We start from the raw sequence: 6,519 nt of genomic DNA on the forward strand, positions 1-6,519 counted from the left end.
CCGGCTTCGCGTCCGGCTTGAGGCTCAACTTTATGTGCGAGCCGTCGCGGGTTCCGAAGAGCATGTACGTGGTCTTCGAATCGTACTTCCACGAACCCGTGACCGTCGTGCCGTCATCTTTGAGGGTCATGTCGGAGTAGACGGGCAAGCCGATTGGCTGAAGGATGATCAGCCACGTGCCGTTCGGGATCTCGTCGAAGGTCATCGATGGCGTCGGCGGCGTCGTGGGACTGGTCTTGGGCCTGGGCGATGAACGCGCGGCCACGGCAGTCGCAGAAACGCCGTGGATGCCCGCGCCGGCCGCCAAGGCAGCTATGACGAAGCAAAGGGTGAGCGCCGCGACGCGCCAAATCGAGGTCATACTAAGGCGTGCTCCTGTGAATTGTATTCTCGGGTGACCGATACCCATTATACCAACGGAATCTCCCAACCTTGCCGTTGCACTCGTCGTCCCGACAGGTGGGGTTGGAGTAAAAAGGATCTCGATGCGAGCGTCCGGCCGCTCGGCGAGCAGCGCGGTTATCACCGCGGTGGTGATTCTTGTTTTCTCGTTCGCCGCGTGTCGCGCCGCAACCGATCCGACGCCGGCGGCGAACGCGCCGCCCGCCGGTCTGCATGCAAGCGCGTCGAACCTTGCGACGGTCTTGGCGGCATGGCGCAAGGCCGACGGCACACCGAAGATAAGGCTCGCTACTGAAGTTGAAACCGATGCGGTCACGGCATATGGACTAACCGGCGTCACCAGCATCGTCACGGCCGGCGAGGACTATCGCGAGACCGACACGCTCGGGCCGGTCACAACTCAATTCGGAAGGTTTCACGGCCAGCGCTGGCGGCTCAACGAGAACGGCATTCTGATCAACGAGATCGGCGTGCACAAGCGCAATCAGGTGGACGATCAGGCTCTTCGAGTAGCGACGGCTGCGCCCACAAAAGATGTATCGCTGGCCGGGGACGTCGATTCGCCGGTGGCTGCGTACGTGCTCAAAGTGAACCCGCCGGACGGCCGCTTGGAGTGGCTCTTCATCGACAAGAAGACGTCGCTGCTCGATCGTGAGATAGATGCGTATCCCGATAGCCGTCTGACGATCACCTATGACGATTATCGTCCGGTGGACGGCGAGATGCGCGCCTGGCACACGCACTTGTCGGATGGCCATGCGGAAAACGACAGAGATTATCACGTGACCGCGGATGATTTCAACGTTCGTGTGGCGGACGCGGATATCAACATACCCGAAGGCGGCGCTTCCATCGTCTCGTTTCCGCCCGACGCGACGACGGTTCGACTGCCCGCCCGTTTGAGCGACGGCAAAGTCATCGTGCGCCTGACCATCAACGGCCGGGGGTTGGATTTTGCGCTCGATTCTGGAGCCAGCGGCATCGTTCTGGATGGCGAAGTGGCCAAGGATCTCGGCATCAAGACGTTTGGTAAGTCGATCCAGTCGACAGCCGGACCGTACGAGGCGACGCAGGCCGTGATTCCAGAGATCGGCATCGGTCCGGTCACGATGCACAATACCTACGTCGACTGCTTGCCCTTCAATCAAAGGTTGGATTTCGCCACGAACGTCGTCGGCTTGCTCGGTTTTGATTTCATCGCGAACGCCGTCGTGAGCATCGACTACGAGCACGGCATCGTCACGGCGAGCTCACCCGATTCATTCGCGCCGCCGACCGCGGGCATCGAGCTTGGCGCCACGCTCGACGACGGCGTTCCGTATGTGGTGGCGCAGGTCGGGAATGCTGTCGGGGATCACTTCATCCTCGACACCGGTTCGGACGACGTTATGATATTCTCGGAGTTCGCAGACGCTCATCCCGATGATGTCGCGGACGAAGGCCTCGGCCGCAGTATAAACGCAATTCTCCCAACGTTGACTGCAAGCGGTGTCGGCGGAGAAATTCCCGAGACGCTCACGCAAGTCGCGTCGTATCAGTTTGGCACCGTCAAATTCGAAGACTTTCTCGTCTCTCGGACGCACGGCGATACTTCGTTCGAAGGCGAGGACCAAGACGGGCTTGTCGGCTACTCGGTTCTCCGGTTCTTCACGGTGACGCTCGACTACAAGAACGGCACGATTTATCTAAAGCCCGGCTCCTATCTCGAGAAACTAAAGGCGGCGGCGGCCTCGTCGCCGCATCCTTAGGGTCACGTGAACGTCAAACAGGATGTCTGCATCATCTACACCGACGGCGGGGCGCGCGGCAATCCCGGGCCGGCCGCCGCGGGCGGCGTCATCGCCGCCGCCGATGGTACGCTGGTCGCCGAGATCAGTGAATACATCGGCGTCGCCACGAATAACGTGGCCGAATATCGCGCGCTCATCCTCACATTGCGCCGGGCGATCGACGAAGGATGCCGAATCGTCGATGTCCGCATGGATAGCGAGCTTGTGGTGCGCCAGTTGGAGGGCAAGTACCGCGTGAAGGATGCGAAGATGCGCCCCCTCCACGCCGCGGCCGTTGCGCTGCTCGCACAGTTCGAGCGGGCCGACGTGCGTCACGTGCCGCGAGTCGAGAACAAGGTTGCGGACAAATTGGTGAACGCGGTCCTCGATGCGCGTGAGGACGTGATGCGAGAAGCAAGGGTCGGGCTATGAGACCTGTGTATGGCGAGAGTGGCGCAGTTGTGGCCGTTGTCGATTCGTCGGGCGGCGTGACGCTCGGCGACGGTCCCGGACCCGTGATCGGCGCGGTCCGCGGCATGGAGATCTTCGGCGACGAAGCCGGCTCGCGATTGGTAGGGTACGTCGACAGCGATGGCCGCGTCTACGACGCCGAGCACGAAATCGTCGGTCGCGTTGAAGCGTCGATGCTTGTCGCGGACAAATATGCAAGCCGCGCCGGACGCGTATTCGAAACGGTTGACGCGGGCGTATTGCTCCTGCTCGTTCCGTTGCAAAGCCGCGAAATCGACCGCGATGCGCCGCTTGCCGACGAGACCAAGGCAACGGTGATGGATGAAGTGTTCGAAGCTGAATCGGGCGCGAAGCGCAACGGCGTCCGCAGCCGGCGCGACGCGTTCTAGCGGCGCATAGCCGCTCCCGTGGTGCGCAATATTTCCGCGACGATATCGTAGCGACCCTGGGGCATGATGTAGGCGCCGGCCACACCCGGCGTTTCTCGCAGAGCGACCAGCAATTCACTTGCTAAGGCGGCGCCTTCCATGGCGGCGTCGTTGCTCGATCGCATGCGCCGGCGAACGGCATCCGGGATGAACATGCCCGGTACTTCGTTGTGGAGGTACTCCGCGTTGCGGTAGCTGCGCAGAGGCAGAACTCCGACGAGCAGCGGCACGCCGGCCGCGATCGAGCGGGCGAGGAACGGCGCAAGCGCCGCCACGTCGTATATCGGCTGGGTCATCACGAAGTCCGCTCCTGCATCTCGCTTCTCTTCAAACTTCGCGAATTCGGCAGCGGGATCGGCCGCGAGCGGATTCACCGCGACACCGACGCGAAACCGTGTTGGAGCCCCGAGAGCATTGCCCGCGAGATCTCGGCCCGCATTGAGCGCGTGCACCATCTCCGTGAGGCCGGCTGCCGTGACATCGAAGACCGATGTCGCGCGCGGAAAGTCGCCGATATTGCTCGGATCACCGGTGAGCGCGAGTATAGCGGTGATGTCGAGTGCCGCGGCGCCCAGGAGCTCGCTTTGCAGCGCAAGCAGATTGCGATCGCGGCATGTCAAATGCAGGATAGCGGCGAGTGACGTCTCGCGCCGGATCAAGTGCGCCAACGCCAAACTTGACATGCGCAGACGAGCGGTTGGATTGTCGGCGATGTCCACCGCATCCGCGCCCGCATCTTCGATGAGCTTCGCTCCATCCAAAGCCGCCGAGCAATCGACGCCGCGCGGTGGGGCGATCTCGACCGTCACGACGAATTCCCGGCCGAGCTTGCGCTCGAACGCCGTCAGCGGCCGGTCGCCCGGCAACGATGAGATATGCGTGGCGCCGCGTGCGGCGCCACGCATATGCGCGGACTCCCGGACGCGAACGCTGCCGGCGTCTGAAGGCGGCCGGGAAGTTTCGACGGCGCGCGGGCGCGGCTGCTTCGTGCGCGGCGCGAGCGGCTTGTCGCGTACCTCGGAGGCCATGGCCCGGATGACATCCGGTGTGGTTCCGCAGCACCCGCCAACGATAGCGGCGCCGAGCGCGACGAAGTCGCGCGCATACATCGCGAAATAATCGGGTGCGGCGCGATAGACGGTTCGTCCGTCGATGTTTTCGGGGAAGCCTGCGTTCGGCATCACTGAATAAGGCAAATCGATCTCGCCGGCATGCGGCGCGAGCGCATCGAAAAGCGCTTGGGGTCCGACGGCGCAATTCACACCGAGCGCGTCGGCGCCCGCTTCGCGCAAGCGGGCGAACGCCACGCCGAGATCGTCGCCCGCCGGTGTGGTGCCGTCTTCGACGACCGATAGCGAGACGAGCACCGGCTGCGAAGGTGCGGTGCGTTTGGCCGCATCTAACGCCACCAATGCTTCGCCGACGCTGCCGAACGTTTCGAGAAGGATCAAATCGGGTGCGCCGCCCGCGAGTGCCGCGATCTGTTCGGCGAAGATATCGAACGCTTCGCCGCTGTCGAGCGGACCCAAAGGCCGCAACAGCGCGCCGGTCGGGCCGACCGACGCGGCGACATACGCATCGCCGTTCGTCGCCGTACGCGCCAATCGGACGCCCGCTGCATTGATGGCCTCGAGCCGGCCGCCGAGGTCGTGGGCGGCGAGCTTCAGGCGATTGGCCGCAAACGTGTTGGTGGTGATGAGCTCGGCGCCCGCGCTGAGGTATTCTGCATGCGCACGCAACACGTCGTCGGGCCGGTCGAGGTTTGCACCTTCGACGCTCGTTCCCGTGGCGGCGCCGCGCGCGAATAGAAGCGTTCCCATCGCGCCGTCAGCGAGTATGGCGCTTCGCCGCCAGCGCGCCGTGATGAGTTCTCGCACCGTCATTCTCCCTCGCCGTTCGTGCGTCGCCTGCGAGGATGCTTCCTTTCGCAGAACGAAAACAAAGATATGGCACCCTCATCGCGAGATTCCGCCGTCTTCGTGTCGGTCGACATGGAAGGCTGCGCCGACATCGTCCATTGGGACGAAGTCCAGCCCTCCGCGTCGCGAGAATACGAACGTTCCAGGATCGTCATGACCGGAGAAGCGGACGCCGCAGTTGCCGGCGCATTCGACGGCGGCGCGACGAGCGTGACCGTCAACGACTCGCACTCCAAGATGCGCAATCTCCTCGTGGAGCGAGTCGACAAACGCGCCAAGGTCGTATCCGGCAGGCTCAAACCGCTCTTCATGCTCGAGGGGATCGGGCCTGAGCACACGGCTGCGTTTTTCGTCGGCTATCACGGCGCTATCGGTGACGCTCAAGCGGTCTTGGGCCACACGTACAGCCCGAAAGTTATCTTCGAGTGCCGGCTCGGCGGCGCACCGGTGGGCGAGCTGACGATCAATGCGGCACTGGCCGGCGCATTCGGTGTGCCGGTAACGCTCGTGTCCGGCGACCAGACCACTCTCGCCGAAGCCGAAGCGGCGCTCCCGTGGGCGCAACTTGTCGAGACCAAGCAGAGTATCAGCTATTATGCCGCGCAGTGCCGTTCGCCGAAGTCCGTCGCGACAGAACTGCGCAACGCCGCGGCGCGCGCGTGCGCGATCGACGGCGCGAAGCCGTTCGAACTGCCAAGACCGGTGACCATGGAGATCGACACGCAGACGACGGCGCAGGCCGACCATCTCGAACTGATCCCCGGCATCGGCCGTCTAGGCCCGCGCTCGATCGCGTTCACGGCGAGCGATTTTCGATCGGTCTATCGAGCGCTGCAGGCCGTCATCTATCTGGGCGCGGCGGCGACGGCGTGACCGAAAACGCGCGCGCCGCGATCGTCGTGGGCAGCATCGTGGCCGTCGTCGTGCTGGGCTACGTGCTATTCTTTCGCCCTTGGCTGCCCCAATACGCCCTGGTGCGCGAAGTGCAAAACGAGAACAGCACGTGGACGGTGACGCTGCAGTGCTATTACACCGCAGGCGCGATCGAGTCGGAGACCTTTCGCATCGCGAACGACAATGGAAAAACTTCGCTCCTCTACTCGGCGACCGACCGCAGCGGTCTTGTGACCAAGCAATTCGATGTGCCGCTTGCCGGCCCCGAGGGCACATTCTTGTTCGAGCAGTTGCGCGCCGACGGCATCTGGGATCTGGACGACAAGCCGGCCCGGCCGCAGCCGAAGGAGTCGTACGTCATAGCGGTAGGTCAGGTACTCGGCGACGAAGGCGGGAGCCGCGCGTTCACGTTCACCGATCCGGCGTACTGGGCATCGACGAAATCGCTCGAGTACAAGGTCGCGATGCCGGCGCCGGACGCATCGAACCGCCCGATCGACATCGGGGCGGGCGTGCCGCGCCGCGATGAGCGCTATCTCAAACTCGTGCGGGAGATCCAAGCGTTCGGGCCGCCGAGCGTGCTCACCGCAGAGAGCCAGATCCGCATCGACTTTGTGAAGAACGAAGCGGCGCGCG

7 protein-coding genes are annotated in these 6,519 nt (G+C 63.7%); 5 read left to right on the top strand and 2 right to left on the bottom strand.

Translation table 11 applies throughout. The features are described from left to right. Positions 1 to 361 (bottom strand): hypothetical protein (locus tag VII69_05725; protein ID HEY5094588.1); only part of this gene is annotated, 361 nt, incomplete at its 3' end. 124 nt (positions 362 to 485) lie between these two features. Between VII69_05725 and VII69_05730 the strand changes: the two genes are divergently transcribed. The 3 genes from VII69_05730 to VII69_05740 are packed head-to-tail and all read left to right on the top strand — an operon-like array spanning position 486 to position 3,031. Further along, on the top strand, positions 486 to 2,150 hold the full coding sequence (locus VII69_05730) for an aspartyl protease family protein (protein HEY5094589.1): 1,665 nt from the start codon (positions 486 to 488) through the stop codon (positions 2,148 to 2,150). A gap of 6 nt (positions 2,151 to 2,156) precedes the next feature. Continuing rightward, positions 2,157 to 2,603, top strand: a complete 447-nt coding sequence (locus VII69_05735) for a ribonuclease HI family protein (GenBank protein ID HEY5094590.1) — start codon at positions 2,157 to 2,159, stop codon at positions 2,601 to 2,603. Further along, the gene (locus VII69_05740; protein ID HEY5094591.1) at positions 2,600 to 3,031 is read left to right on the top strand and encodes a hypothetical protein; all 432 of its coding nucleotides are present in this window, start codon (positions 2,600 to 2,602) and stop codon (positions 3,029 to 3,031) included. Before VII69_05735 ends, VII69_05740 begins: the two co-directional genes overlap by 4 nt. Here VII69_05740 and VII69_05745 read toward each other — a convergent pair. Beyond that, positions 3,028 to 4,947 (bottom strand): bifunctional homocysteine S-methyltransferase/methylenetetrahydrofolate reductase, encoded by a 1,920-nt coding sequence (locus VII69_05745; GenBank protein ID HEY5094592.1) that lies wholly within the window; start codon positions 4,945 to 4,947, stop codon positions 3,028 to 3,030. The genes VII69_05740 and VII69_05745 overlap by 4 nt on opposite strands. A 69-nt stretch (positions 4,948 to 5,016) precedes the next feature. On the opposite strand from VII69_05745, the gene VII69_05750 reads away from it, so the two are divergent. Together VII69_05750 and VII69_05755 are read left to right on the top strand one after the other, a co-directional pair. Next, complete coding sequence (locus tag VII69_05750) at positions 5,017 to 5,862, top strand: M55 family metallopeptidase (GenBank protein HEY5094593.1); 846 nt, start codon at positions 5,017 to 5,019, stop codon at positions 5,860 to 5,862. Next, on the top strand, positions 5,859 to 6,519 hold a 661-nt coding region (locus tag VII69_05755), incomplete at its 3' end, for a hypothetical protein (protein HEY5094594.1). The genes VII69_05750 and VII69_05755, both read left to right, overlap by 4 nt.

This window comes from Candidatus Eremiobacteraceae bacterium (genome assembly GCA_036511855.1).
In the GTDB taxonomy this organism is placed as follows: domain Bacteria; phylum Vulcanimicrobiota; class Vulcanimicrobiia; order Eremiobacterales; family Eremiobacteraceae; genus JABCYQ01.